The 25,165-nt window shown below is 61.7% G+C and carries 25 protein-coding genes; 13 read left to right on the forward strand and 12 right to left on the reverse strand.

What is annotated here, in order from left to right:
* The 3 genes from AB4N80_RS25385 to AB4N80_RS25395 form a co-directional block, all read right to left on the reverse strand.
* Nucleotides 1-1,014: a GNAT family N-acetyltransferase gene (locus AB4N80_RS25385; protein ID WP_122567871.1), complete on the reverse strand. Its 1,014-nt coding sequence runs from the start codon at nucleotides 1,012-1,014 to the stop codon at nucleotides 1-3.
* A gap of 70 nt (nucleotides 1,015-1,084) precedes the next feature.
* Nucleotides 1,085-1,861, reverse strand: coding sequence for a substrate-binding periplasmic protein (locus tag AB4N80_RS25390; protein WP_163006840.1), 777 nt, complete (start codon nucleotides 1,859-1,861; stop codon nucleotides 1,085-1,087).
* A 115-nt stretch (nucleotides 1,862-1,976) separates the two neighbouring features.
* The gene (locus AB4N80_RS25395; RefSeq protein ID WP_122567870.1) at nucleotides 1,977-2,603 is read right to left on the reverse strand and encodes a TetR/AcrR family transcriptional regulator; all 627 of its coding nucleotides are present in this window, start codon (nucleotides 2,601-2,603) and stop codon (nucleotides 1,977-1,979) included.
* Between the two features lie 180 nt (nucleotides 2,604-2,783).
* Here AB4N80_RS25395 and AB4N80_RS25400 point away from each other — a divergent pair, with 180 nt between their 5' ends.
* The 6 genes from AB4N80_RS25400 to ppnP all read left to right on the forward strand — a co-directional run bounded on the left by AB4N80_RS25400 (nucleotide 2,784) and on the right by ppnP (nucleotide 10,590).
* The gene (locus AB4N80_RS25400; protein WP_460079434.1) at nucleotides 2,784-4,574 is read left to right on the forward strand and encodes an acyclic terpene utilization AtuA family protein; all 1,791 of its coding nucleotides are present in this window, start codon (nucleotides 2,784-2,786) and stop codon (nucleotides 4,572-4,574) included.
* Between the two features lie 75 nt (nucleotides 4,575-4,649).
* Nucleotides 4,650-6,266, forward strand: coding sequence for a geranyl-CoA carboxylase subunit beta (gene atuC / locus AB4N80_RS25405; RefSeq protein ID WP_122567868.1), 1,617 nt, complete (start codon nucleotides 4,650-4,652; stop codon nucleotides 6,264-6,266).
* Between the two features lie 33 nt (nucleotides 6,267-6,299).
* On the forward strand, nucleotides 6,300-7,457 hold the full coding sequence (atuD, locus tag AB4N80_RS25410) for a citronellyl-CoA dehydrogenase (RefSeq protein WP_305470333.1): 1,158 nt from the start codon (nucleotides 6,300-6,302) through the stop codon (nucleotides 7,455-7,457).
* Nucleotides 7,458-7,636: 179 nt separating this feature from the next.
* The gene (locus tag AB4N80_RS25415; RefSeq protein WP_122567866.1) at nucleotides 7,637-9,607 is read left to right on the forward strand and encodes an acetyl/propionyl/methylcrotonyl-CoA carboxylase subunit alpha; all 1,971 of its coding nucleotides are present in this window, start codon (nucleotides 7,637-7,639) and stop codon (nucleotides 9,605-9,607) included.
* A 62-nt stretch (nucleotides 9,608-9,669) separates the two neighbouring features.
* Nucleotides 9,670-10,212 (forward strand): 3'-5' exonuclease, encoded by a 543-nt coding sequence (locus AB4N80_RS25420; protein WP_122567865.1) that lies wholly within the window; start codon nucleotides 9,670-9,672, stop codon nucleotides 10,210-10,212.
* A 93-nt stretch (nucleotides 10,213-10,305) separates the two neighbouring features.
* The gene (gene ppnP, locus AB4N80_RS25425) at nucleotides 10,306-10,590 is read left to right on the forward strand and encodes a pyrimidine/purine nucleoside phosphorylase (RefSeq protein ID WP_122567864.1); all 285 of its coding nucleotides are present in this window, start codon (nucleotides 10,306-10,308) and stop codon (nucleotides 10,588-10,590) included.
* A 286-nt stretch (nucleotides 10,591-10,876) separates the two neighbouring features.
* On the opposite strand, the gene AB4N80_RS25430 is transcribed toward ppnP, so the two are convergent.
* Both AB4N80_RS25430 and AB4N80_RS25435 read right to left on the reverse strand, forming a co-directional pair.
* Complete coding sequence (locus tag AB4N80_RS25430; RefSeq protein WP_122567863.1) at nucleotides 10,877-11,686, reverse strand: MOSC domain-containing protein; 810 nt, start codon at nucleotides 11,684-11,686, stop codon at nucleotides 10,877-10,879.
* Nucleotides 11,687-11,756: 70 nt separating this feature from the next.
* Nucleotides 11,757-12,680, reverse strand: a complete 924-nt coding sequence (locus AB4N80_RS25435; protein WP_053120553.1) for a chemotaxis protein CheV — start codon at nucleotides 12,678-12,680, stop codon at nucleotides 11,757-11,759.
* A 481-nt stretch (nucleotides 12,681-13,161) separates the two neighbouring features.
* On the opposite strand from AB4N80_RS25435, the gene AB4N80_RS25440 reads away from it, so the two are divergent.
* The 3 genes from AB4N80_RS25440 to AB4N80_RS25450 all read left to right on the forward strand — a co-directional run bounded on the left by AB4N80_RS25440 (nucleotide 13,162) and on the right by AB4N80_RS25450 (nucleotide 15,402).
* The gene (locus AB4N80_RS25440) at nucleotides 13,162-13,632 is read left to right on the forward strand and encodes a hypothetical protein (RefSeq protein WP_305470331.1); all 471 of its coding nucleotides are present in this window, start codon (nucleotides 13,162-13,164) and stop codon (nucleotides 13,630-13,632) included.
* Between the two features lie 220 nt (nucleotides 13,633-13,852).
* Nucleotides 13,853-14,746, forward strand: coding sequence for a sensor histidine kinase (locus AB4N80_RS25445; RefSeq protein ID WP_460083161.1), 894 nt, complete (start codon nucleotides 13,853-13,855; stop codon nucleotides 14,744-14,746).
* Nucleotides 14,743-15,402, forward strand: coding sequence for a response regulator (locus AB4N80_RS25450; protein WP_122567859.1), 660 nt, complete (start codon nucleotides 14,743-14,745; stop codon nucleotides 15,400-15,402). Before AB4N80_RS25445 ends, AB4N80_RS25450 begins: the two co-directional genes overlap by 4 nt.
* Here the strand turns inward: AB4N80_RS25450 and yegS are convergent.
* Nucleotides 15,386-16,303: a lipid kinase YegS gene (gene yegS, locus AB4N80_RS25455; protein ID WP_122567858.1), complete on the reverse strand. Its 918-nt coding sequence runs from the start codon at nucleotides 16,301-16,303 to the stop codon at nucleotides 15,386-15,388. The genes AB4N80_RS25450 and yegS overlap by 17 nt on opposite strands.
* A gap of 315 nt (nucleotides 16,304-16,618) precedes the next feature.
* On the opposite strand from yegS, the gene AB4N80_RS25460 reads away from it, so the two are divergent.
* A complete protein-coding gene (locus tag AB4N80_RS25460) occupies nucleotides 16,619-16,927 on the forward strand; it encodes a hypothetical protein (RefSeq protein WP_354336715.1) in 309 nt (102 codons plus the stop codon).
* 59 nt (nucleotides 16,928-16,986) lie between these two features.
* Here the strand turns inward: AB4N80_RS25460 and AB4N80_RS25465 are convergent, their stop codons facing one another.
* Together AB4N80_RS25465 and moaB are read right to left on the reverse strand one after the other, a co-directional pair.
* Nucleotides 16,987-18,174, reverse strand: a complete 1,188-nt coding sequence (locus AB4N80_RS25465) for a molybdopterin molybdotransferase MoeA (protein ID WP_163006838.1) — start codon at nucleotides 18,172-18,174, stop codon at nucleotides 16,987-16,989.
* Nucleotides 18,175-18,196: 22 nt separating this feature from the next.
* Nucleotides 18,197-18,736, reverse strand: a complete 540-nt coding sequence (moaB, locus tag AB4N80_RS25470) for a molybdenum cofactor biosynthesis protein B (protein ID WP_053120541.1) — start codon at nucleotides 18,734-18,736, stop codon at nucleotides 18,197-18,199.
* A 78-nt stretch (nucleotides 18,737-18,814) separates the two neighbouring features.
* On the opposite strand from moaB, the gene mobA reads away from it, so the two are divergent.
* Nucleotides 18,815-19,417: a molybdenum cofactor guanylyltransferase MobA gene (mobA, locus tag AB4N80_RS25475; protein WP_305470329.1), complete on the forward strand. Its 603-nt coding sequence runs from the start codon at nucleotides 18,815-18,817 to the stop codon at nucleotides 19,415-19,417.
* A gap of 75 nt (nucleotides 19,418-19,492) precedes the next feature.
* The gene (locus AB4N80_RS25480; protein ID WP_003199454.1) at nucleotides 19,493-19,714 is read left to right on the forward strand and encodes a YgdI/YgdR family lipoprotein; all 222 of its coding nucleotides are present in this window, start codon (nucleotides 19,493-19,495) and stop codon (nucleotides 19,712-19,714) included.
* Nucleotides 19,715-20,150: 436 nt separating this feature from the next.
* On the opposite strand, the gene AB4N80_RS25485 is transcribed toward AB4N80_RS25480, so the two are convergent.
* The 3 genes from AB4N80_RS25485 to AB4N80_RS25495 form a co-directional block, all read right to left on the reverse strand.
* Nucleotides 20,151-21,041 (reverse strand): pseudouridine synthase, encoded by an 891-nt coding sequence (locus tag AB4N80_RS25485; RefSeq protein WP_305470326.1) that lies wholly within the window; start codon nucleotides 21,039-21,041, stop codon nucleotides 20,151-20,153.
* Nucleotides 21,042-21,112: 71 nt separating this feature from the next.
* A complete protein-coding gene (locus AB4N80_RS25490; RefSeq protein ID WP_003199451.1) occupies nucleotides 21,113-21,433 on the reverse strand; it encodes a hypothetical protein in 321 nt (106 codons plus the stop codon).
* Between the two features lie 91 nt (nucleotides 21,434-21,524).
* Entirely contained in the window at nucleotides 21,525-21,761 is a 237-nt protein-coding gene (locus tag AB4N80_RS25495; protein ID WP_122567853.1) for a glutaredoxin family protein, read from the reverse strand.
* A gap of 189 nt (nucleotides 21,762-21,950) precedes the next feature.
* Between AB4N80_RS25495 and AB4N80_RS25500 the strand changes: the two genes are divergently transcribed.
* Nucleotides 21,951-23,663: a cation:proton antiporter gene (locus AB4N80_RS25500; protein ID WP_122567852.1), complete on the forward strand. Its 1,713-nt coding sequence runs from the start codon at nucleotides 21,951-21,953 to the stop codon at nucleotides 23,661-23,663.
* Nucleotides 23,664-23,671: 8 nt separating this feature from the next.
* Here the strand turns inward: AB4N80_RS25500 and AB4N80_RS25505 are convergent, their stop codons facing one another.
* On the reverse strand, nucleotides 23,672-24,880 hold the full coding sequence (locus tag AB4N80_RS25505; protein WP_122567851.1) for an ammonium transporter: 1,209 nt from the start codon (nucleotides 24,878-24,880) through the stop codon (nucleotides 23,672-23,674).
* Nucleotides 24,881-25,165: the final 285 nt, after the last annotated feature.

Genomic DNA, 25,165 nt, shown 5'->3' on the forward strand with positions numbered 1-25,165 from the left:
TCACATCAACCCACACCGATCAAAAAACCGCTCACGCCCCAGGATCATCAGTGCCGCGCGCTTGTGGGGGAAATCGAATTCCTTTTCGCAATGAAAGCACTGGTTGTGCAGGTGCCCGATCATCCGGGCATTGTCGGCCCGAGGTTCGGCCACCACACGCTGGGTGCGCGGGTCGTCCAGGAACAGGTAGTGCACCAGCGCCGACAGCCAGCTCGCCACCTTGTGCGGCCCGCGGTGCTGCTCTTCGCCCACCAGCATGTGGATGCCGCGGTCGTAGTGGTCGGCCTCATAGAACGGCGCGATCCGGTCTTCCTTGGCCCAATAGGCTTCGAAGTAGGCGAACGGCTGGTCATCGAAGCAACCGATCAGGGTCAGGACCCGGGGATCGGCCTGCAGCTTGCCCAGGTACTCACGATGTTGTTCCAGGCTGCCCTCCTCCTGCCAGAAACTCGCCACCCGCGGGCTGTTCTGCCAGCGGTTGAATCGCTCCAGGTCCTGCTCGATTTCCACGGTGCGCAAGGACACCCAGGCCCCCAACCGCGCATCGAAACGCCGGTACACCTCGCCACGCGGCTTCATCGGCCGGCGTGGATGGCGGCGGCCATCGGTGATGATCATCTGTTGCGGGTAACTGCCGCTGAACGACTCCCCCAACCAGGGCTGCGGCAATTGCCAGAACATCGTGCGCTCGCAACGGTATTCACCGGCACGCTCGGTGCCCGTCAATAAACCGCTGAGCAAGGCTTCGCCGGGGCGTTCGTCGAGGTGCCAGGTCAGGTGCTGACATTCGGGGTCGCGGGCAAACAGCCAATAGCAGGCCGCCCACAGCGCCGGGCCCACCGGGCGATCATTGATTTCCTGCAAATGCACATGCAACGCGGGACCGCGCACCAGGCGCAGCCGGATCAGCGGCGCGCCTTCAAGCATCAGGCTCAGGTGGCGTTCGGTTTCATCGGCGCCGAGGCGACGGCCACCAGGCAAGGGCAGCGTCGTCGGGTGGTTGAGGTTGGACATGGGAGCGGCTCGCGTAGTCGTCGGTAGTCAACGTGTGACGTGAGCCGGGGAGGGAAATTTAGTGTCGCCTTCAATGGGAATGCGTGGGCACCAGCTGGATCTGGTAAGGCTGGAAAATCTTCAGCAACTGACCGTTATCCCGCAGCATTTGCAGCAACTGTGCAAACGCCTCACTGGAAATGGGCGCCTGCGGGCGGATCAGCGCGTAATGGTGGTAAACCTGATCGATGCGCTCGGACACCAGCAATTGCGGGCCGACTTCGGGATTGCGCAGCACGTAATCGTTGAGGTACGAACGGGTCACCAGGGCGATATCCGCCCGCCCGCGCAACACCATCAACAAATTGCTGTCGTGGGAATACGTCAGCGTGGCGTTGTATTGGCCGATGAGGAACTTGGGGTCGGCGTTGAATTCGGCAAAGGCGTAGTGATAACCGCTGAACAGCGCCAGGCGCTTGCCCCTGAGATCGGCGAAATAACTTTGCTGTCGCTCCGGCTGGCGCTGAGCGACGAAGACTTCCGCATCTTCCAGGCCCATGTCCACCGCAGTGTGCGGCACCTCCTGCCAACCCCATTCGGGGTTCTCGAAAATCGCCATGTCGACCCGGCCCTGCTTGAAATCATTGAACCGGCGCGGGATCGAAGTTGGCACCAGTACGAACTGATAGTCGCTTTGCGACTGGTTCAAGGCCTCCACCATCTGCGGCAGCAGGCCGGTGTCGGCGCCGTTCTCGGGACGAACGGTATAGGGCGGAAAATGCGCCGCGCCGATCCTCACCAGTTGCGCCGCCTCGAGTGGCAACGCCAGGAAAACGGCCAGAGTGGCCAGCAGTACACGCGAGGTCATCCCCATCGGCGAAAACGTCAAGATAACCCACTCCCCAAAAGTCCCCATCACTACAATCAAGCTAGGCGGTTTCAGCCGCTTAGCCAGCCACACGGCCATTTATAGCACCGCTCGATTATTGTTTTTCTTCAAGCACCAGGATCAAGGCCTGCTCGGCCAGTTCATCGAGGCTCAGGCTGCCTTCGGCGCGAAACCAGGTGGTGGTCCAGGACAACGCCCCCGTGAGGAAGCGCCGGGTAATGGACACGTCCCCGCGAATATACCCGGCCTCCTTGGCCTGGCCCAGGACCTCGAGCCACAGCGCTTCATAACTATCACGCAGGGCCAGCACATGTCGCTGTCCATCCTGCGAAAGCGAACGCCACTCGTAGACCAGCACCGCCATGGCCTCGCCCGTGCCGCCCATGATCGACTGCAATTCGCAGCGAATCAGCGCCAGCACCCGCTCGCGCACGCTGTCGGCTTCGGCCAGGGCGGCGCGCATCAACGCGGTGTTGTAGCGGATGGTTTCTTCCATCACCGCCCGCAGGATGTCGTCCTTGCTTTTGAAATGATGAAAGATACTGCCCGACTGGATGCCCACGGCACTGGCCAGGTCGCGCACCGTGGTGCGCTCGAAGCCTTTGTTGCGAAACAGGTGGGCGGCGGTCTGGAGCAGTTTGCCGCGAGCACTGTCCGGGTCGGTCAGTTGCCCGTTGTCGACCAGCTCACGCATCACGCCCTGGGCTTTTTGCTCGTCCACCCATTCTCTCCTACAGTCGATCCACCAACGCGCCGCCATCGCACACCAAAGCATCGGTGGCGCGGGCAATTTAAGCCGAGCGAGGCAACCAAGCAAGCGCTCGGCCCGAAGAACCGGTGGACGTTTACAAACCAAGCGCTTGCTTGGTAGTCTCGAACCACCTTTGCCGGAGGGAACGCCATGCCCAAAACGATCCGAATCGGTTGCGCCAGCGCCTTTTGGGGCGATACCTGCACCGCGGCGGCGCAACTGGTCGAGGGCGGGAATCTGGACTACCTGGTGTTCGACTATCTGGCCGAAATCACGATGTCGATCATGGCCGGGGCGCGCCTGAAGGACCCATCGAGCGGCTATGCCACGGACTTCATCGAAGTCCTCACCCCGCTGCTCCAGCAGTTGCATGACGACGGGATCCGCGTCATCAGCAACTCCGGCGGGGTCAATCCCCAGGCCTGCGCGAAGGCCTTGCAAGCCGCCTGCGACCAGGCTGGCGTAGCGCTGAAGATCGCCGTGCTGCTGGGCGATGACCTGCAACCGCAAGGTGAACGACTCGCCATCCAAGATATCCGCGAGATGTTCAGCGGCGAGCCCTTGCCAGCCACGTGTGTGTCCATCAATGCCTACCTCGGCGCGCCCGGTATCGTCGAGGCGCTGCGCCTGGGCGCCGATGTGGTGATCACCGGCCGCGTGGTGGACAGTGCCGTGGTCAGCGCCGCCCTGGTGCATGAATTTGGCTGGGCCTGGGACGATTACGACCGATTGGCCCAGGCCGCACTGGCGGGGCATCTCATCGAGTGCGGCGCCCAGTGCACCGGCGGCAATTTCACCGACTGGCAGGACGTGCCGGATTACGAGCACATCGGCTTTCCTATCGTCGAGGTCAGCGCCGACGGCCCATTCATTGTCACCAAGACCGAAGGCAGCGGTGGGCTGGTCACGCCGTTGACCGTCGGCGAGCAACTGCTCTACGAAATCGGCGACCCGCAAGGTTATCTGTTACCCGACGTAATCTGTGATTTCAGCCAGGTCAGGTTGATCCAGCAGGGCAAGCACGCCGTGCGCGTCCATGGGGCCAAGGGCCTGCCGCCCAGCGATCGATACAAGGTCTGCGCCACGTGGCTGGACGGTTGGCGCTGCACCGCCACTTGCCTGATCGCCGGCATCGATGCAGTGGCCAAGGCTGAACGGGTCAGCCAGGCGATTGTCGCCAAGACCTCGCAGCTATTGCACCAACGTGGCTGGGCGCCCTACAGCGAAGTGAGCATCGAACTGCTGGGCAGCGAAGCCACTTATGGCCAGCACGGCCAGCGCCGGGACAGCCGTGAGGTGGTGATCAAACTGGCGGTACGGCACCCGGACAAACAACCGCTGGTGCTGTTTTCCAGGGAAATCGCCCAGGCCGCCACTGGCATGGCGCCGGGACTGACCGGCCTGGTCGGCGGCCGGCCGACGGTGTCACCGTTGATTCGCCTGTTCTCGTTCCTGGTCGAAAAAGCCACCTGCCGGCTCGACATCGAACTCGACGGCCAGCGCCACCCTTGCCCCCTGCCCGCTGTCGAACCGCTGCACACCGTCGATCTGCCGGTCGCCCCGGCCCCGCCCAAACCCCAGGGCCAGGCCGACGCCAGCGTGCCGCTGATCAAACTGGCAGTGGCGCGTTCCGGCGACAAGGGCAACCACAGCAACATCGGCGTGATCGCCCGGGAACCCGAATACCTGCCCTGGATCTCCGAGGCGCTGACCCCAGAGGTGATGGTCGACTGGATGAGCCACGTGCTCGACCCGCTGCTGGGCCGGGTCGAACGCTGGTACCTGCCGGGCATCCACGGTTTGAATTTCCTGCTGGAAAACGCCCTCGGCGGCGGCGGTGTCGCCAGCCTGCGCATCGATCCCCAAGGCAAGGCGTTCGCCCAGCAGTTGCTGGAGATCCAGATACCGGTGCCGCAGCACATTGCCGACCGGGTCGGCTAAGGGATGGTCGCCATGGCAAGTAAACGATCAGCGCCACAAGGGTTCAGCTGATCCGTTCCAACACGAGGAGTCTGCATGCCGGTCATCGAATCGCACCTGGATCCCCACAGCGCTGACTTCACGCGCAACCACGCGGCGATGCTGGCCGGCGTCGAACAGTTGCGCCAGCTCGAACGGGCCGTGGTGGAGAAAGCCGCCCAGGCCCAGGGCAAGTTCGACCAGCGCGACCAACTGCTGCCGCGCCAGCGCCTGAACCTGCTGCTGGACCCCGGGGCGCCGTTTCTCGAACTGGCGAGCCTGGCCGGCTACAAACTCCATGACGACAAGGACGGCAGCCAGGCCGGCGGCGGCCTGATCGCCGGGATCGGCTATGTGTCCGGGGTGCGGGTGCTGGTGGTGGTCAACAACAGCGCGATCAAGGGCGGCACGATTTCCCCCAGCGGGTTGCACAAGACCCTGCGCCTGCAACAGATCGCCATGGAAAACAAACTGCCGGTCATCACCCTGGCCGAAAGTGGCGGCGCCAATCTCAATTACGCTGCGCAGATTTTCGTCGAAGGCGCGCGCTGCTTCGCCAATCAGGCGCGTATGTCGGCCATGGGCCTGCCGCAAATCACCGTGGTGCATGGCTCGGCCACGGCCGGTGGCGCTTATCAACCGGGTTTGTCGGATTACGTGGTGGTGGTGCGCGACAAGGCGCGGCTGTTCCTGGCCGGGCCACCGTTGCTCAAGGCCGCGACCGGCGAAGTGGCCAGCGAAGAGGAACTGGGCGGTGCGCTGATGCACGCGCAGGTGGCCGGCACCGCCGAATACCTGGCCGAGAACGACGCCGATGGCATACGCCTGGCTCGGGAAATCCTCGACTTGCTGCCCTGGAATGCACAATTGCCGCCACAGCCCGAACGGACCTGGACCGAGCCGCTCTACCCCGCCGACGAATTATTGGGACTGGTGCCTGACGACCCGAAGAAACCCTATGACGTGGGGGAAATCATTGCCCGTATCGCCGACGGCTCGCATTTCCTGGCCTTCAAAAGCGAATTCGACCCCCAGACGATTTGCGGCCACCTGCGCATTCGCGGCCATGCCTGCGGCCTGATCGGCAACAACGGGCCGATCACGCCCCAAGGCGCCAGCAAGGCCGCGCAGTTCATCCAGTTGTGCGATCAGAGCCGCACGCCGTTGCTGTTTTTGCACAACACCACGGGATTCATGGTCGGCACGGAGTCGGAGCGACAAGGGGTGATCAAGCACGGCGCCAAGATGATCCAGGCGGTGGCCAATGCCCGGGTGCCCAAGCTGACCGTCGTGGTGGGCGGCTCCTATGGCGCTGGCAACTATGCCATGTGCGGCCGCGGGCTTGACCCACGCTTCATCTTCGCCTGGCCCAACAGCCACACCGCCGTGATGGGCGGCGCCCAGGCCGGCAAAGTCCTGCGGCTGGTCACCGAGGCCACGCAACTCAAGAACGGCCTGAGCCCCGACCCGAAGATGCTGGACCTGCTCGAGCACACCACCGCGCAGAAACTCGACAGCCAGTCCACTGCCCTCTACGGCAGCGCCAGCCTGTGGGACGACGGGCTCATCGACCCGCGTGACACCCGCACCTTGCTGGGCTACCTGCTGGACATCTGTCACGAAGCCGAACAGCGGCCATTGCAAGCCAACAGTTTCGGCGTGGCCCGTTTCTGAGGACGCTCCACGACTCACAGGAGAACAATAAAAATGATCTTCACCCAGGAACACGAGGCACTGCGGCGCACCGTTCGCCAGTTTGTCGACCACGACATCAACCCCTACGTCGACGAATGGGAGCAGGCCGGGCGCTTCCCCATCCACGAGATTTTCCGCAAGGCCGGCGCGCTGGGCCTGCTGGGCATTTCCAAGCCGCAGGCCTTCGGCGGCATGGGCCTGGACTACAGCTATTCGATCGTCGCGGCCGAGGAATTCGGCACCATTCATTGCGGCGGCGTGCCGATGTCCATCGGCGTGCAGACCGACATGTGCACCCCGGCCCTGGCCCGTTTCGGCTCCGATGAGTTGCGTGAAGCGTTCCTGCGCCCGGCCATTCGCGGCGAACAGGTGGGCTGCATCGGCGTCTCGGAAGTCGGTGCCGGCTCCGACGTCGCCGGGCTCAAGACCACGGCGCGCAAGGACGGCGATGACTACGTCATCAACGGCAGCAAGATGTGGATCACCAATGCGCCGTGCGCCGATTTCATTTGCCTGCTGGCCAACACCTCGGACGACCAGCCCCACGTCAACAAATCGCTGATCATGGTGCCGATGTGCAGCCCCGGCATCAGCCTCGGCCAGCACCTGGACAAACTCGGCATGCGCAGCTCGGAAACCGCCCAAGTGTTTTTCGATGACGTGCGGGTGCCACAACGCAATCGCATCGGCCAGGAAGGCGCCGGGTTCATGATGCAGATGCTGCAATTCCAGGAAGAACGCCTGTTCGGCGCGGCCAACATGCTCAAGGGCCTGGAACATTGCATCGACAGCACCATCGCGTACTGCAAGGAACGCAAGACCTTCGGCGCGGCCCTGATCGACAACCAGGTGATCCACTTTCGCCTGGCGGAACTGGCCAGCGAGATCGAATGCCTGCGGGCGCTGGTCTACCAGGCCACCGAGCAGTACATCCACGGCCAGGACGTCACACGCCTGGCGTCGATGGCCAAGCTCAAGGCCGGACGCCTGGCCCGGGAAACCACCGACAGTTGCCTGCAGTACTGGGGCGGCATGGGCTTCATGTGGGACAACCCGGTCGCCCGGGCCTATCGCGACGTACGGCTGGTGTCCATTGGTGCCGGCGCCGACGAAATCATGCTGGGCATCATCTGCAAGCTCATGGGCATTTTGCCGGGGAAGAAAAAATGAATACAACGCCTGCCAGGCAGCCATCGCGAGCAAGCTTTGCTCCCACAATGCCTGGCGAGTGCATTCGCCTGTGAGAGCAAAGCTTGCTCCCACAATGCCTGGCGAGTGCATTCGCCTGTGGGAGCAAAGCTTGCTCGCGATGAGGCCCTGATAGCCACCGCAACCCCCCGGGAGCAACCATGCCCACCTTCAGCAAAATCCTCATCGCCAACCGTGGCGAAATCGCCTGTCGCATCCAGCGCACCGCCCAGGCCCTGGGTTATCGCACCGTGGCGGTGTTCAGCGAAGCCGACGCCGATGCGCTGCACGTGCGCATGGCCGATGAAGCCGTGCTGGTCGGTCCGGCCCCGGTGCAGCAGTCCTACCTCGACCCCTTGGCCATTCTCGACGCGGCCCGGCGCAGCGGTGCCGATGCGCTCCACCCCGGCTACGGTTTTCTTTCGGAAAATGCCGGGTTCGCCCAAGCCTGCGCAGACGCCGGCATCGTTTTCATCGGCCCCAGCCCCGAAGCCATCGACCTGATGGGCAGCAAGCGCCGCGCGAAAATCGCCATGATCCAGGCCGGCGTTCCCTGCATTGCCGGTTACCAGGGCGCGGCCCAGGACGACGACGCGCTGCAGCGCGAAGCCGGGCGCATCGGCTACCCGCTGATGATCAAGGCCAGCGCCGGCGGTGGCGGCCGCGGCATGCGCCTGGTCCAGTGCGCCGAAGACCTGCTGGAGCAATTGCGCAGCGCACGCTCGGAAGCCCTGCACGGCTTCGGCAGCGACGAATTGATCCTCGAACAGGCGTTGATCGATCCACGGCATGTGGAAGTGCAGGTCTTCGGCGACCATCATGGTCAGTTGATCCACCTGGGCGAACGGGACTGCTCGATCCAGCGGCGCCACCAGAAAATCATCGAGGAAGCGCCCTGCCCGGTCATGACCGCCGACCTGCGCCAAGCCATGGGCGAGGCGGCGCTCAAGGCGGGGCGTGCAGTGAATTACATCGGTGCCGGGACCGTGGAATTCCTGCTCGCGGCGGACGGCCAGTTTTACTTCCTGGAAATGAACACGCGCCTGCAGGTCGAACACCCGGTCACCGAGTTGATCACCGGCCTGGATCTGGTGGCCTGGCAATTGGACGTCGCCGCCGGCAAGCCGCTGCCCCTGCGCCAGGACCAGGTGACGTTCAGCGGCCATGCCCTGCAAGCGCGGTTGTACGCCGAGGACCCGGCGGCGGATTTCCTGCCCCAGACCGGGCGATTGGTGGGCTGGGAGCCGCCCATCCGCGACGATGTGCGAGTCGACCATGGCCTGCTGGAGGGCCAGGTCATTACCCCGTTCTACGATTCGATGCTGGGCAAACTCATCGCCTACGGCGTCACCCGCGAAGAGGCCCGCCGTAAATTGTTGCGAGCGGTGGACGATTGTGTGCTGCTTGGGGTCCAGAGCAACCAGCGCTTGCTCGCCGGGCTGCTGGCACATCCGCGCTTCATCGACGGCGACGTCAGCACCGGTTTCATCGGGCAGCACTTTGCCGATCATTCGGCGCTCCTGCCCCTTGAGCCCTCGGCCGAACAACTGGCCATCGCCACGGCAGCGTTTTATCAGGCTTCGCAGGCACGGCATGCCCCCGGTCTGGGTGGATGGCGCAACAGCCTCGGCACGGCGCGGCATTGCCGGATCGGCGTTGGGGAGCGCGACTGGGTGCTGAGCCTTGAGGCCGAAGCCGACGGGACACTGAACATCCGCAGTGCCGGACGCCTGATCGAACTGAAGCTGCTCGACGTTGACGCGCAGGGTGCAACGCTGGTCATCGACGGGATTCGCCAGCGCCATGCCTGGCGCCTCGATGGCCACGATCTCTGGCTGTCCACCCGCCCCGGCGGCCTGCACTTGCAGGATCGGACCCTGGCCCCGGTCGCCGCCCAGGCCAGCGCCAGTGACGGGACACTCCAGGCCCCCATGGACGGTGCCATTATCGAGGTGCTGGTCAGCGAAGGCAGCCCGGTGCACCAAGGCCAACTGCTGATGGTGCTCGAGGCGATGAAAATGGAGCACCCACTCAAGGCCGGCATCGACGGCGTGGTCAGGCAATTACACGTCACACGGGGTGCCCAGGTGAAAAACCGCCAGGTTTTGTTGCGCGTTGAAACAGCCCACTAGTCGGATGCCGAGGGTTTGACTACGCTCAAACCCATCAGCACGCCGACACCGGGAACCTCGCAATGCCTCACTGGCTGGTGATTGATCTGGAGGCCACCACCGATGAAGGTGGCTGGCCGGTAACCGAAATGGAAATTATCGAAATCGGCGCCACGCTGGTGAATCGTGACGGCCGCGAAGTGGATCATTTCCAGCGCTTCGTACGCCCCCTGCGACGACCGCTGCTCACGCCGTTCTGTCGCGAACTGACTCACATCACCCAAGCCAATATTGACGGCGCCGCGCCCTTGACCGAAGTCTGGCCGGCGTTCGAGCGTTGGCTGGCGCCGTATCATCCGAAGCTGGAAAGCTGGGTCAGTTGGGGCGACTACGACCGCAAGCAATTACTTCAGGAATGGCAGCACCAACAGTTGCACAGTGTCCTCGCCCAGATGCCGCACATGAACCTCAAGCAACGCTTCGCCAAGGCCCGTCGGCTGGAACGACCGCTGGGGCTCAATGGCGCGCTGCAACTGGCGGGCCTGCAATTTTGCGGGCAACAGCACCGCGCCCTGGAAGATGCCCGTAACACCGCGCGGTTGTTGCCCCTAGTGCTGCCGGGTTGAGCGGCGGCCACCGCCCGGCGCGGCAGATGACGAATGTTCAAGCCTTGTGCATACTGGCCGGCCTTTTTAAGCCCCTTTTTCGAGGAATCGCCCATGTTTAAAGTCAACGAGTACTTCGACGGCACCGTCAAGTCGATCGCTTTTGGCACTGCCGAAGGCCCCGCGACCATCGGCGTCATGGCACCGGGCGAATATGAGTTCGGCACGGCCCAACGGGAAATCATGCACGTCGTTTCCGGCGCCCTGACCGTGAAGCTGCCCGACAGCACCGGCTGGGAAACCTTCGCGGCCGGCAGCCAGTTCAATGTACCGGCCAACAGCAAGTTCCAGCTCAAAGTGACCGTCGACACTGCCTATCTGTGTGAATACCGCGGCTGATTCGGCACACCACCGAAACTGGCCCCCTCCCGGAGACACGGTTACCTCTGTGGCGAGGGAGCTTGCGGCTGATTCTGTGGCGAGGGGATTTATCCCCGTTGGGCTGCGCAGCAGCCCCAAGACCTGCCGCCTTGGTGTGTCAGGCTGATTGTGCTAAGCCTTGTTGGGGGCTGCTTTGCAGCCCAGCGGGGATAAATCCCCTCGCTAGAAAAGCTAGAAAAGCCGTGACGTGACAAACAAAAATGCCCGTGTCCAATGACACGGGCATTTTTATTCACGGCTCTTTTTATTCGAGCACTTCAACCGGCATGCCGACTTCAAGCCGGCCATCGCTGTCGTTGACCAGGTTCTGGCCGAACATCGCACCGTCCGGCGTCGAACGGTATTGCTGCAACGTGGCAAAGGGTTCGCGATGCGGATCGCGTTCTCCGGTGTGCGGATCGACCGTGGTCATGATGCAACGCGAGCAAGGCTTGACCAGCCGAAACTCCACCTCGCCGATACGAATGCGCTTCCAGCCGTCCTCGGCAAACGCCTCGCTGCCCTCGACCACCAGGTTGGGACGAAAGCGCAGCATTTCCAACGAGCGACCGACCCGGCTCGACAAGTCCTGCAATGATGCCTGGCCAATCAGCAGCAGGGGGAAACCATCGGCAAAAGCGACCTTGTCGTCGTCCTTGCCATAACCGGCGGCGGTGGTACGTGCCAGTTCCACCGGCACATGCACCAGCCGCGTGGGGTTGCCGATGAATTCGCTGACCCAGGCCGCGGCCGCGTCACCGGCGTCCGGCACACGCAAGGTGTCACGCCAGATGATCACGCCGCGCCGCTGCTCTTGCTGGGTGGGCGGCAACGGCACGTCGATGGCGCCATGGCCCGGCGCGCTGAGCGTCAGGCCACCCGCCTCGTTCCATAAGGCCGAAAGCTGGCTCATCTTCGCCACGGCGCGTTGGGTCAAGAACCGGCCCGTGCCCTCGTCCACCAGCATCCAGCGCCGATCACCGTCCAGCCCGAGCTTGTCCAGGCCAATGTCCTGCAGGGGTTGACCCTTGCCGGACTTCAACGGATACCGATACAGCGCGCTCAGCCGCAACATGGTCAACTCCCCGGTGGCAAAAAAATGCCACCTTATACGAGCCGGCCGTTGAAGCAAACCACCATCGGTTTCAGTCGAGCATCAACCGCTGACGCACCACGTCGACCAGCTTGTCCGGCTGGAATTTGGAGAGGAAATTGTCGCAACCGACCTTCTTGACCATCGAGTCGTTGAAGCTGCCGGACAGCGAGGTGTGCAGTACGACATAGAGCCCACGCAAACGCGGGTCGTTGCGGATTTCGGTGGTCAGGCGGTAGCCGTCCATTTCCGGCATTTCCGCGTCGGTGAAGATCATCAGCAATTTGTCGGTCATGACCTCGCCGGTATCGGCCCAGGCCTTGAGCATGTTCAGGGCCTTCAGGCCGTCGCTGGCGATGTGCATTTTCACGCCCAGTTGACCCAGGGTGTCTCGCAGTTGCGAGAGCGCAACATTGGAGTCGTCCACCAGCAGCACTTCGCGGCCACGGGCGCGCTCCAGCACCGGGTCTTCGAGTTTGTCCCGGGAGACCTTGGCGTTGTAAGGCACGATTTCGGCCAGGACTTTTTCCACGTCGATGATTTCCACCAACTGATCGTCCACCTTGCTGATGGCCGTCAGGTAGTGCTCGCGACCGGCGCTGGTCGGCGGTGGCAGGATCGCTTCCCAGTTCATGTTGACGATGCGGTCGACACCGCCCACCAGGAACGCCTGAACCGAACGGTTATATTCGGTCACGATAATGGTGCTGTTGGCTCCTGGCACCAGCGGACGCATGCCAATGGCCTGGGACAGGTCGATCACCGGCAGCGTCTGGCCTCGCAGATTGACCACGCCGCACACGAACGGGTGGCGTTGCGGCATCAGGGTCAACTTCGGTAGTTGCAGGACTTCCTGGACTTTGAACACGTTAATGGCGAACAACTGCCGACCCGCCAGGCGAAACATGAGAATTTCCAGACGATTCTCACCCACCAGTTGGGTTCGTTGATCTACTGTGTCGAGAATGCCGGCCATCGATGACTCCTGGGCTTGTTCGGATGAATCCAATAAAACCGATATCGGCCGTACGAACCGAATCTTGACCCCCGGATAAAACACAGCGAGGGGAATTGATATCACATTAACATCATGTTTTACTGGCTTCATGATTTCATCTGCTACTTTTCCCCGCTGCGCGACTCCGGTTTGCGCACTAAGTTCCCCTGCCTAAGGGATTCCCCTAGGCACAATCAGGTCCAACCTGATATTCCCGTTATCCAATAGCCATTAATGTGACGCCATTCTCATTGCTGAACGGAGTCAGGCTTTTGTACGCGACCACAGGACATCGGACCTGCAGCCTTTCGGCCGATCCCACCCGTGTAATCGTTTACGAATTCACCTTCGCTGAACGGCACGGGCGTGTCGTCACGCCTCCGTCCGCGGTCGACCTTGAGATCCAGCCGTTCGCCATACGCGGTTTCCTTTCGCCTGACATGATGTTGTGGAGATAAGCATGCCGAACGATCGTAGGAACTGGAATCAACGTCTTCCCGAATTTCTGATCGAGGCCGAGACACTGCTGGCCAAGTCGGAGGAATGCCTGAGCCATCTGCAATTGATCAACAATGACAAGGACGCCATCGACTGCATGCTCAGCACTTTGCTGAAACTGGCAAACAAGGCCAATGCCCTGGCGCTGGAAGCCGTTTCGGAGTTTTCCCTGCATATCCATGGCTTGCTCAGCCATGCGCAAAACCACATGGAGTTGCATGATCAGGCCCTGGACGCGTTGAAGGATTGCTTCACCCTGATGGCTTGGCAATTGGAACTGGTCGATCACACCACTGGCCAGTTGGGCCTGGACAGCAGCGAACAGACGTCCTTGATCGAGGCATTCGCTTTCCAGGTGGGTCAGAGTCCCGGCCAGGCATTGGCCGCGTCGCGTCCGCTGGCGTTGGTGTCTTATCCCCAGAAACAAGCCTGATACGATGGCGATGTGCCTGCTCCCTAGCGCTTTCACGGCTCCATGCCGAGCGCGACCAACGATAGGCGAAGTGGTACTATCTCCCGCGTCAGCCACTTCAAGACAGCGTCATAAAAGCCGCCAACCGAAGCCGCCTTCGACCTGAAACGTTTACCCGACCCGGCCTGTCAGATGCGCTGACCGGCCTGCCCGCAGCGAACATTCATTGGCTCCATCCGCTATGCACGCCAGCCTCAAGTCATTCATCACCTGGCCTCCCTCCCGAGAAAACGCCCGTCGCTTCACCTTATTATTGTGCATCTGCTCGACCTTCGGCTGCCTGCTCACCTACCTGTACGCCGACACGGTGCCGTTGGTCCTGCTGGCCCTGAATGTCGCGGCCTTGAGCTGTGTCTGGATCCACCATCGATTGTCGCGCAAATCCATCAAATTCCAGCCCCAGGAGCTGGCCGACCGGTTGCTCGAGGTCCAGGAGAATGAGCGCCATCGACTCAGCCGCGAACTGCACGACGACATTGGCCAGTTGCTGACCGCGGCGAAACTGCAAGGCGAATGGCTCAAGCGGCGGATGCCAGAGGAATTGCAAGGTCAGTGCGCGCTCTTGTGCGAGACCCTGGACGAAACCCTCAACAAGGTCCGCGACGTATCGGCGATTCTCAACCCCAGAGAACTGGCCAGCCTCGGGCTTGAGGCCAGCCTGCGGGCGCACCTGCTCAAGACCCTGGCCAACGTCCCGGTGAAGTGGAGCCTCGATTGCCAACAGCGCATGACGGGGATCCCGGAGGAGATGTCGGTCGCGGTGTTCCGGATCACCCAGGAAGCAGTCACCAATATATTGCGCCATGCCCGGGCGACGAACCTGCTGGTACGCCTGCAACGCCTGCCCGACGGCCTGACCCTGGTGATCAGCGACGATGGCCAGGGATTTGTCCCGGCCAGCCACCCCGCTCGCGAAGGTCAACGAGGCATGGCCGGCATGTTGGAGCGGGTCGAACAATTGGGCGGTACCCTCAAGATCATGAGCGAGGCCGGCAAAGGCACGCACATCGAAGCACGCTTCCCCTGGGCACCGCGCGCCCTGGAACGAGCCAGTAAGAATAAGGTTCTCCTTTGATTTGTAATTTGCTTCTGGTAGATGACCACTCCCTGATCAGGGCCGGCGTACGCGCCCTGGTCATGGATATCCCAGGCTATGCCGTGATCGGCGAAGCCAATGACGGCACGCAATTGGTGGAGTTGGTCGAGCGGCTGAACCCCGACATCGTGCTGCTGGACATTTCCATGAAGGACACCAGCGGCCTGGATGCCTTGCAACAGCTCAAGCGGGTACGACCTCACAGCAAGGTGATGATCCTGTCGATGCATACGGATCCGACACTGATCATGCAGGCGCTCGAATCAGGCGCCCATGGCTACCTGCTCAAGGACACCACCGCCACCGAGCTGAAACACGCCTTGGAAGCGCTGCGCAATGACGAACGCTACCTGAGCCCTGCCATCGCTCACACGGTGATCAACCAGGCACTGACCCGCGTCCAGAAACATCAGCCGGGCCCTGCCCAGACCCATAACCTGACGGCACGCCAGTTGGAAATTCTGCGGCTGATCGTGCGTGGCAAGTCCACTCGGGAAATTGCCAACGGCCTGAACCTGAGCGTCAAGACCGTGGAAACCCACCGGGCGCAAGTCATGAAGCGCTTGCAGATCCATGACGTGGCCGGCCTTGTGCTGTTCGCGGTGCGCGAGCAAATCATCAGCCTGGATGACTGAGCACCGTCGCGCCGCCCAACAGCGGCGAATCGGATGGCAGGTGCAGCCGCAGCGCCTTCGGGCGGACAGTGAAGCGCAGGGTGCCGACCTGCAACGGTTCGCCATCGAGATTGATGTCCAGGCCTTGAGCGACCTTGATTTCCACCCACGGCAAGCGCGCGCGGACAAACATGTTGTCGATGCCCAGGCCGCCAGCGAGCAAGTCCTTCAAGGTACTGACCACTTCCTGGGGCGCCGGCAGGATGCTGATGTCCAGCAACCCATCATCCGCCAACGCCTCCGGGCACAGCACATGGCCTCCCCCCGCCTGCCGGCCATTCCCGATGCCCAGCGCGAGCAAATCGCCCTGCCAGTGAAAATCGGGGCCCTGCAACTCACCATAGGCGGCACTCAGCTCACTGAATCGCGACAGGCCCGTGAACAGGTAGGCGGCACCGCCCAAGACCTTCTTGAGATCCTCGGAGGTGTTCGCCGTCACCTGGCTGCCAAAACCACCGGTGGCCATGTTCAGGAAAATCCGCCCGCCGACTTCGCCCACATCAACGGCCTGCGGCGCAACGTCCAATAGATCCAGGGCCTGCGCAGGCTCCAACGGAACACCGGCCGCCCGGGCGAAATCGTTGGCCGTGCCCAGCGGCAGCAGTACCAGACTGGCATCGCTGGACTTGAGGGCGATCGCTTCGGCGATATCACGCAAGGTTCCATCACCGCCGCCGGCGATCAGTCGGGTATAACCAGCATCCAGGGCTTCATCGACGCATCGCTGGGCATCACCGGCTTCCCAGGTCAACCGTACCGCCAGCTCCCAGCCCTGTTCGCGCTTGAGCATCACTGCCGAGCGAACCTCTTCGTTGAGCGCTTGCTTGCCATGCAGAATCAACAGCGCCTTGCCTTTGCTCATCGTGGTCTCCGTCATTGGAAGGTTCAGGCATGGGACCACCCATTCGAGCGAAAAAGCCCGACGCATCTCAATTTATTAACAGAGCAGGACGACTCGCCCGATCGACACGCCCTGATTCGAAGAGTTTTCTTACAAGATCTGGCGAATCAGCTCAATTGACCCTCCAGCGGTATTGAGACACCTTGGCTTCATGTTTGCTGGATCGCTTAAACCCTCATCACACAAGGAAGCATTCTCCCATGGATGGATACGTCACGGCCCGCAGGGGCCGGATCAGTCGCTCGAACAGTTATGCCCAAGGGGATGGACCGTCCCATGCATAACCGTGAATACAAACTGTCGCCCCGGCAGCTCGCACCCTTTGGAAGCGGGCGGGCCGATACTCGAAACGAATGCAAAAGTTGCAGTAATCCCGTTGGAGGAATTGATTTGGAACCGCGCGTCGTTGAACTGGAAACCCACCTCAAATACATCCGCAAAGACATGGATGAAATTCGCACCGACGTCAGGGTGATCCGCCACCGGCTGGCCTATTCGGCTGGGGCCGCGGCGGTGGTGCTCGGCCTGCTGGGCTGGATTGCCAACAATCGATTCGATCAGTTGGTGATGCTGCTCACGCGATAAAGGTGAGGCGCGCAAAGGCCCGAGCGTTCAACTCGGGCCGGAGAACACCTGCCAGGGTACTAGCCCAGGACTTCGCTCAAGGGGATGAAGCCCACCTCGTCGCCCTCCACCAGCGTCTGTCCCTCGAGCACTTCGACCAGCCCTTCGGCCCAGGCCGCGCTGCGCAGGACACCCGAGCTCTGATTTCGGTAGATGATCGCTCGGCCATTCTCCATACGACCTCGCAGGTATTCTCGTCGACTGCCCGCCTTTGGCCAGGCGAAACCGGCCGGCACCTTGAACTTGAGCGGCGCCACCGACTGAACGCCTTGGCGTCTCAATAGGTAAGGTCGTGCCAGCAGCGCGAACGTCACGAGGGTCGAAGCGGGATTTCCAGGCAAGCCTATGACTGGCACGCCACGGTAATGCCCGAACGTCAGCGGTTTACCCGGTTTGATGGCGAGTTTCCACAGCGCCAATTCACCGTCCTCGCGCAAGGCGATGCCCAGGAAGTCCGCCTCCCCCACCGATACCCCTCCAGTGGACAGGATCAGATCGACATCCGACAACTGTGCCAGGCGCTCGCGGGTGGCCGACAAATCGTCGGGCAGGATACCTGCGTCAACCACCTCACAGCCCAGGCGTTGCAGCCAGCCGCACAGCAACACGCGGTTGCTGTTATAGATCTGGCCGGGACCCAATGCCTGCCCGGGCTCGACCAGCTCATCACCCGTGGACAGCACGGCGACGCGGACCTTGCGCACCACGTCCAGCGACGCACAGCCCAAGGATGCCGCCAAGCCCAGCTCGATCGGCCCCAGGCGAGTACCGGCGCAAAGGACTTGCTCCCCAACGGTGGTCTCCTGTCCTTGAGGACGAATGTTCTGCCCACCGACCATGGGCTCGGTAAACCGCACCCGTTGATCGCTTTCAACCACGGTGTTTTCCTGCATCTCGACGCAATCGGCGCCGGCAGGGACTGGCGCCCCCGTGAAGATCCGCGCACACGTGCCAGCGGCCAGCGGCTCCGGCGCCTGCCCGGCAAAAATCCGCTGGCTGACCACCAACGGCTCGCCGTTCCAGTCCGCCAGCCGCAAGGCATAACCGTCCATGGCGCTGTTGGGCCATGGCGGTAGATCAAGGGTCGAGACCAGATCCTCGGCAAGCACTCGCCCTGACGCCGCGGCCAAAGGCAAATGCTCGCGCTGGACAATCGGTGTACTCGCCGCCATCTCGAGCAGCCGCTCCAACGCCACCTCAACGGCCATCAAGGCACCGGCCTTGCCCGGTTTACCCACGGGATTCACAAGGAGCAGCCTGTTTCAAATGGGCCACGAAGTTGCACGGTCGATGCCGTACATCCAATTGTTCGGCCAGGATCCCATCCCATCCGGTACGCACCGCATTGGTCGACCCTGGCAGGCAACATACGAGCGTGCCATTGGCCAGGCCGGCCAACGCACGGGACTGCACAGTGGAAGTGCCGATGTCAGCCACGGATATCTGCCGGAACAACTCGCCGAACCCGTCGACCTGCTTGTCCAGCAGACACGTGACCGCTTCCGGCGTGCTGTCACGCCCCGTGAAACCGGTGCCGCCGGTGATCAGCACCACTTGCACCACGTCCTCGGCAATCCAGGTCGCGACTTGCGCGCGGATCTTGTACAAATCATCTTTGAGCAGGACCCGCGCCGCCAGGTTGTGACCGGCCGCCGTGAGCCGATCGACAAAGACCTGCCCGGACGTATCGGTTTCCAGGGTACGGGTGTCGCTGACTGTCAGCACCGCGATATTGAGCGGCACGAAAGGTACATCAGCCTTGGCTTTCATAGGCTCGTCCAGTTGTGAAGGAAACAGCCCGGTGTTATATCACAGCGCTTCATTTTTTAGCCCGTGCGGAGACACGCCATGACCTCGAACACGCCGCTGCCATCCTGCTCCATTCTGCTCTTGGCGGGTGGGCGTGGGCAACGCATGGGCGGCCAGGACAAAGGCCTGGTGCAGTGGCAAGGCGAACCGCTGATTGCTCATCTCCATCGCCAGACCCGCGCCATGAGCGATGACCTGATCATTTCCTGCAACCGCAATGCGCAACGTTATGCAGCGTATGCCGATCAGTTGGTGCATGACGAGGAAGGCGACTTTCCCGGGCCGCTGGCGGGCATCCGGGCGGGTCTCAAGGCAGCGAGGCATCCGTATTTGCTGGTGCTGCCGTGCGACGTGCCGCAGATCGACGCGAGCCTGCTCGACAACATGCGCAAAACGGCCAGCCAGCACCCTGATCAACCATTGATGGTGCGGCACGGCGAGCATTGGGAGCCGCTGCTGTGCGTCATTCCGTTAACCCTGGCAGCACGCTTCGAACAGGCCTGGAGCGAAGGCGAACGCAGCCCCGGTCGCATCATGCGCGCGCTGCACGCCATTGCCTTGCAGTGCCCTGCCGACGATCCGCGGCTGGCCAATCTGAACACCCCGGAGTTACTGGCCCGACATAAAGGCGTGTCAGATTGACACTAGCCAGGAACTTGCGCGCAATGTATACGTCTGAAGGTCAGTAACTTGAAGAATCCATTTCGGAGAAACACCATGACACAACGGACCCTCGCCACGTTCATGCTCGCTCTGGGCCTCGCCACCCTTGCCGGGTGCGCTTCGCCAACAGTGATCACCTTGAATGACGGTCGCGAAATCCAGGCCGTCGATACCCCCCATTACGATGAAGAAAGCGGCTTCTACGAATTCGAGCAACTGGATGGCAAGCAGACTCGCGTGAACAAGGATCAGGTTCGTACCGTTAAGGATTTGTAATCTGTAGCGTTGCTGCCCGATGTTGCTGGAAAAACCGGCGCTTCCTGAAGAGGGAAGCGCCGGTTTTTTTTTGGGCTTGGGTTTTGAGTTTTGGGTGTATATCCGTTTCTTCGGTAACGGCCACTGGCGGTTCCGCTCTTACAGCGGCTCACTTTTGAAAAGCGCAAAAGTAAGCAAAACGCTTTTGCCCCACCACTCGGTGCCTCGCTTAGGCTCGGCATGCCTGAACGAAGGCATTGCTCCGTGGGCCGCCGCGAAGGGCCCACGGAGCAATGCCGGAGTGAGGGCATGCCGAGCCTGAGCGAGGCACCAAGTGGTGGGGCAAAGCGTTTTTGGTTACTTTTGGCGCTCTTCCAAAAGTGACCCGCTGTAAAAGCGGAACCATAAGCGGCCGTTACCTAAATAACGGATATACACACCCTACCCTAAACAAAAACTACCACTGCAACGAAATACCACTCTCGAACACCCGCTCCTGCCCCGTAACCGGATCGACAAAACGCAACCCCTGAGCCAGCAGCTTTAGCGGATTGGAGTAATCATCCTCAACATCCCGAAGCACATCAGGATAAAACGGATCGTTGCAGATCCCCGCCCCAAGGGCATTCATGTGAACCCGCAACTGATGCTTCTTACCCGTCACCGGATACAAACCATAACGCCACAACTCGCCATTCCTTTCCAGCACTTCGATGGCCGTTTCGGTATTGGGCTCGCCCGGCCCTTCCTGCATTCGGAAGAACGGTTCGCCATCGATCATTCGGCTTTTATGTACTCGCGGAAAGGTCAACCCAGGCAACGCGCGGGCAATGGCCTGGTAGCGTTTCTCGATCCGCCGCGTCGGAAATAACGACTGATACGCCGAGCGGGTATTCGGGTTGGCCGAAAACAACACCAGCCCAGCCGTATGCCGATCGATGCGGTGCAAGGGCACCAGATGCGGGTTGTCCAGCCGCCGGATCAGCCGTCGCAGCAAGGTTTGTTCGACGTATTCGCCCGCCGGGGTGACAGGCAGGAAATGCGGTTTGTCTGCCACCACCAGATGCTCGTCAGCGTACAGGATCGACTCCACCACCGGAATCGGCTTCTCGTCGGGCACTTCACGGAAGTAGTGGATGCGCAGGCCTTCACGGTACGGCAAGTCGACAGGGATGGCCTTGCCCTCCCCGTCCAATACCCGTCCCCGGGCGATCCGGTCCAGCCACTGCTCGCGACTGATGGCGCTGAAATGCTCGCACAAGCACTCCAGCACCGTCGACCAGGAACCGGGCGGCAGATACAGCGTACTGGCCTGATGATGAGCGGCGGAAAACAATGAACCGGACATTGAAAACTCTTGGGCGTTTTACAGGGCGGCATTATCCGACAGTCGCATCGGTCAGCCCAGCGATGATTGCTTCACGCCGTGACTGACGTCGATTTGGCAGCCGCTTCGGTGAACTCCTTCAACCAGCGCAGCACTTCCACCGCCTCCCAGCGACCTGGATCGTACAGCGCGTACAGCAAGCCCTGGTAACCCACCACATCCAACTGCTTGTGATAGCCGGCACGCTGGAACAACGCTTCGATCTCGGCGAAACAGGTGTTGAAATGCAGTTTATTGAACGGTGTCTTGCCTTCGGTCACCAAGCCATCCAGGCGCAGCTCCAGGACCGCCTCACGCACAACGTCCGCGGACATCCTGTTTACGCTGCTTTTCAGTTGTTCGACATTGACCAAGGGATGCACTCCAGATAACTGTATGAACATACAGTAACCGAAGCAGGCTATTTTCGCCAACCGCAGTATCAGAAACTGACGGACGAGCCACTCAGCGGAGAAAGGTCACGATCTGTTCGGCGCCGAAAGGCCAGTCCAGCTCAGCACCAGTATCGATCCTGCGCAGGACCGGGATACGTAACTCATAGGCTTCGAAAAAGGTCTCGTCCTCGGCGATATCCACCAGCTCCACCAACAATCCATGTTCGACGAAAGGCATCAGTTCAGCTTCGGCGACTTCGCAAAGATGACACCCCAGGGTGCCGAACAACTGGCATTCAGGAAGCATGGCGGGTAGACCCTAAAAAGATAGACGGTCATTCTAGGCCCGCCTCGGAAAACCGTCGAGTCACTGGCTCGCTTCAGGGTGTTTCGGTAAAACGCTGATGCAAATCACTGAACATAAATGCTTTTCCAGCGACGCTTGTCACGGTTTCCCCTCTACGCTGTGCGTTGTAGCCTTGAAACGGAGTTCCCCTTGTTTGCCAACCTGCTGATCATCCTTGCTTCGTCCCTGGTGGTCATCGCCCTGTTCCGGCGGCTGCGCCTGCCCCCCGTGCTGGGCTATCTCTGCGTCGGGCTGGCGGTGGGGCCGACCGCGCTGGACTGGGTCAACGACAGCGAAGAACTGCCAGACCTGGCCGAGCTCGGGGTGGTGTTCCTGTTGTTCTCGTTGGGACTGGAGTTTTCCCTGTCGAAAATGCTCGAGCTGCGTCGGGTCGTGTTCGGCCTCGGCAGCCTGCAGGTGTTGTGCTCGGGAGCGCTACTGGCGGGATTGCTGGCCGTGTGCGGCGCACCGGTGATCGCCGCGTTGCTGCTCGGTGCGGGGCTGGCCTTGTCCTCCACCGCCATTGTCAGCAAGGAGTTGACCAGCCTGGGCGAGATCTTCAGCAGCCACGGCCAGAACGCCATCGGTGTGTTGTTGTTCCAGGACGTCGTCGCAGTGCTGCTGTTGACCCTGGTGCCGGTCTTCGCCGGCAGCAGCGAGCACCCGTGGTACTGGGCGCTACCACTGACCCTGGGCAAGACCCTGGTGTTGTTCGGGGGCCTGCTGCTGGCCAGCCGGCTGCTGTTGCCCCGGCTGTTCCATGAGGTAGCGGCGTCCCGCTCCGCAGAATTGTTCGTGCTGCTGGCCCTGGTGATCGTATTGCTGACGGCATGGCTGACCCACCTGCTCGGCTTGTCGCCGGCCCTGGGGGCTTTCCTGGCAGGCATGTTGCTGGGGGAAAGCCACTACCGCCATCAGATCGAAGCCGACATACGCCCGTTCCGCGACATCCTGCTGGGGCTGTTTTTCGTCAGCATCGGCATGCTGATCGATCTGCAGCTGTTCCTCGATGACGGCCTGCTGATCCTGGGATTGACCCTCGGCTTGATGCTTATCAAGGGTTGCGTGGTCGCCGCCCTGGTGAAATGGCGCGGCAGTGATGGGGAAACCGCCTGGCGCAGTGGCCTGGCCCTGGCCCAGGGCGGCGAATTCTGTTTTGCCTTGATGGCGCTGATGCAGCAGAACCGTCTCATGCCCGCCGACATCAGCGGCCTGCTGCTGGCCGCGACATTCTGCTCGATGCTGCTGACCCCGCTGTTGCTGCGCGCGGCGCCACGCATCGCCGCGCGCCTGCATCGCAAACCCAACGAAGAGGCGCAACTGGAGCAGATCAGCGCACTCAATGCCGGCTTGTCGGATCACGTGGTGATTTGCGGCTACGGTCGCGTCGGCCAGTCCATAGGGCGCTTCCTGCGCCGCGAAGGCCAGGCGTTCGTCGCCCTGGATGACGACCCGGTGATCATCCAGGAAGCCACCGTCGGGGAAAACTGCGTGCATTACGGCGATTCGCGACGGGGTGACCTGCTCACCGCCGTTGGCTTGAGCCGCGCCAGGCTGTTGGTGATCGCAGTGGACAAGACCGACATCGCCATCACCGTGCTCAAGGCGGCCCGACGGGTCAACCAACAGGTGCCGATCCTGGTGCGCACCCGTGACGACAGCCAATTGGCCGAGTTACAGGCAGCCGGGGCCAGCGAAGTGGTCCCGGAGCTGCTGGAATCGAGCCTGATGCTGGCGTCCCACGCCCTGATCATGCTCGGCCTGCCCGAGCAGCAAGTCCGGCATCATGTGGATCAGGTTCGTCACGACCGTTATCGCCTGCTCCATGGTTTTTACCCGGGCAACCAGGACAAGGAACCTTAGTGCGCCGATCAGTCCTGGCTGACTGCGCCGATCTTGTGAATCGACAGGTCGGCACCGTAATACTCTTCTTCCTGGCTCAAGCGCAGTCCCAGCACGGCCTTGATCGCGCCATAGACCGCAAACCCGCCAGCCAGGGCGACGACAACACCCAGTGCAGTGCCAATCAACTGGCTGATCAGGCTAACCCCACCCAGACCGCCGAGGGCACCCTGGCCAAAGATGCCACAGGCAATGCCACCCCAGACGCCGCACAGCCCGTGCAGCGGCCAGACGCCGAGTACATCGTCGATCTTCCACTTGCCCTGAGCCGCCGTGAAGCACCAGACAAACAAAGCACCGGCAATGGCACCCGTGGCCAGCGCACCCACCGGGTGCATCAGGTCGGAACCGGCACAGACCGCCACCAGCCCGGCCAGCGGGCCGTTATGCAGGAAGCCTGGGTCATTGCGCCCGACAATCAAGGCCGCCACGGTACCGCCTACCATGGCCATCAACGAATTGACCGCCACCAGCCCGCTCACCCCAGGCAGGGTCTGGGCACTCATCACGTTGAACCCGAACCAGCCGACAATCAGGATCCACGAGCCCAAGGCCAGGAATGGAATGCTCGAAGGCGCGAACGCCACCAGGCGACCGTCCCGGTAGCGGCCATTGCGGGGGCCGAGCAAAAGCACCGCGGCCAACGCCAGCCAACCGCCCATGGCATGCACCACCACAGAGCCGGCGAAGTCATGGAAACTGGCGCCGAACCGGGCTTGCAGCCAGGCCTGCAGGCCGAAATTGCCGTTCCAGACCAAGCCTTCGAAGAACGGATAGACAAACGCCACGATCAGCACTGTGGCGCACAACTGCGGGGCGAACCGCGCACGCTCGGCAATACCGCCGGAAATGATGGCCGGGATCGCGGCGGCAAAGGTCAACAGGAAGAAGAACTTCACCAGGCTGTAGCCATGATCGGTGCTGAGCACCGCCGCTGGCTGCAGGAAGGTCACACCGTAGGAAATCCAGTAGCCTACAAAGAAATAGGCCAGGGTCGAGACCGCGAAATCGCTGAGGATCTTCGACAGCGCATTGACCTGGTTTTTTTGCCGGACCGTTCCCACCTCAAGAAAGGCGAAGCCGGCATGCATGGCCAGGACCATGACGGCGCCGAGCAGGATGAACAGCGTGTTGGAGCTGTGGACCAGACTGTCCACGGCACTTTGCATATTTTCCATGGGTTGGCAGACCTGAAAAAGTTGAAAAAAGCACCAAACCGGCTCATCCACCCCACAAGCGCACCAAGTTGAAACGATTCGTCGGCCGAACGCAGGCCAACGAACCGCTTTGGTGCGCCACAACGGGCAAAACGAAGCCCCGCTTGGAGCTGCTTCGCGGGTTTTGATTATTTGGGTTAAGGTTTTGCGGGCTTGCGCCCAGCTTCAGCGCACTGGCGCAGGCTGACGCACCAGTACATGGCAGATGCGTGAGCAAAAGTTGTACCAGTCACTTTCACTGAACCT

This window comes from Pseudomonas sp. H3_A02 (genome assembly GCF_054671965.1).

Coding starts and splice junctions, on each gene's coding strand:
- AB4N80_RS25480 (WP_003199454.1), top strand. CDS start 19,493: ATGACACAACGGACCCTCGCCACGTTCATGCTCGCTCTGGGCCTCGCC.
- AB4N80_RS25400 (WP_460079434.1), top strand. CDS start 2,784: ATGCCCAAAACGATCCGAATCGGTTGCGCCAGCGCCTTTTGGGGCGAT.
- AB4N80_RS25440 (WP_305470331.1), top strand. CDS start 13,162: ATGCCGAACGATCGTAGGAACTGGAATCAACGTCTTCCCGAATTTCTG.
- AB4N80_RS25460 (WP_354336715.1), top strand. CDS start 16,619: ATGCATAACCGTGAATACAAACTGTCGCCCCGGCAGCTCGCACCCTTT.
- AB4N80_RS25505 (WP_122567851.1), bottom strand. CDS start 24,880: ATGGAAAATATGCAAAGTGCCGTGGACAGTCTGGTCCACAGCTCCAAC.
- AB4N80_RS25495 (WP_122567853.1), bottom strand. CDS start 21,761: ATGCTTCCTGAATGCCAGTTGTTCGGCACCCTGGGGTGTCATCTTTGC.
- moaB (WP_053120541.1), bottom strand. CDS start 18,736: ATGAAAGCCAAGGCTGATGTACCTTTCGTGCCGCTCAATATCGCGGTG.
- mobA (WP_305470329.1), top strand. CDS start 18,815: ATGACCTCGAACACGCCGCTGCCATCCTGCTCCATTCTGCTCTTGGCG.
- AB4N80_RS25485 (WP_305470326.1), bottom strand. CDS start 21,041: ATGTCCGGTTCATTGTTTTCCGCCGCTCATCATCAGGCCAGTACGCTG.
- AB4N80_RS25445 (WP_460083161.1), top strand. CDS start 13,853: ATGCACGCCAGCCTCAAGTCATTCATCACCTGGCCTCCCTCCCGAGAA.
- AB4N80_RS25420 (WP_122567865.1), top strand. CDS start 9,670: ATGCCTCACTGGCTGGTGATTGATCTGGAGGCCACCACCGATGAAGGT.
- AB4N80_RS25430 (WP_122567863.1), bottom strand. CDS start 11,686: ATGTTGCGGCTGAGCGCGCTGTATCGGTATCCGTTGAAGTCCGGCAAG.
- atuC (WP_122567868.1), top strand. CDS start 4,650: ATGCCGGTCATCGAATCGCACCTGGATCCCCACAGCGCTGACTTCACG.
- atuD (WP_305470333.1), top strand. CDS start 6,300: ATGATCTTCACCCAGGAACACGAGGCACTGCGGCGCACCGTTCGCCAG.
- AB4N80_RS25390 (WP_163006840.1), bottom strand. CDS start 1,861: ATGACCTCGCGTGTACTGCTGGCCACTCTGGCCGTTTTCCTGGCGTTG.
- yegS (WP_122567858.1), bottom strand. CDS start 16,303: ATGAGCAAAGGCAAGGCGCTGTTGATTCTGCATGGCAAGCAAGCGCTC.
- AB4N80_RS25415 (WP_122567866.1), top strand. CDS start 7,637: ATGCCCACCTTCAGCAAAATCCTCATCGCCAACCGTGGCGAAATCGCC.
- ppnP (WP_122567864.1), top strand. CDS start 10,306: ATGTTTAAAGTCAACGAGTACTTCGACGGCACCGTCAAGTCGATCGCT.
- AB4N80_RS25385 (WP_122567871.1), bottom strand. CDS start 1,014: ATGTCCAACCTCAACCACCCGACGACGCTGCCCTTGCCTGGTGGCCGT.
- AB4N80_RS25465 (WP_163006838.1), bottom strand. CDS start 18,174: ATGGCCGTTGAGGTGGCGTTGGAGCGGCTGCTCGAGATGGCGGCGAGT.
- AB4N80_RS25435 (WP_053120553.1), bottom strand. CDS start 12,680: ATGGCCGGCATTCTCGACACAGTAGATCAACGAACCCAACTGGTGGGT.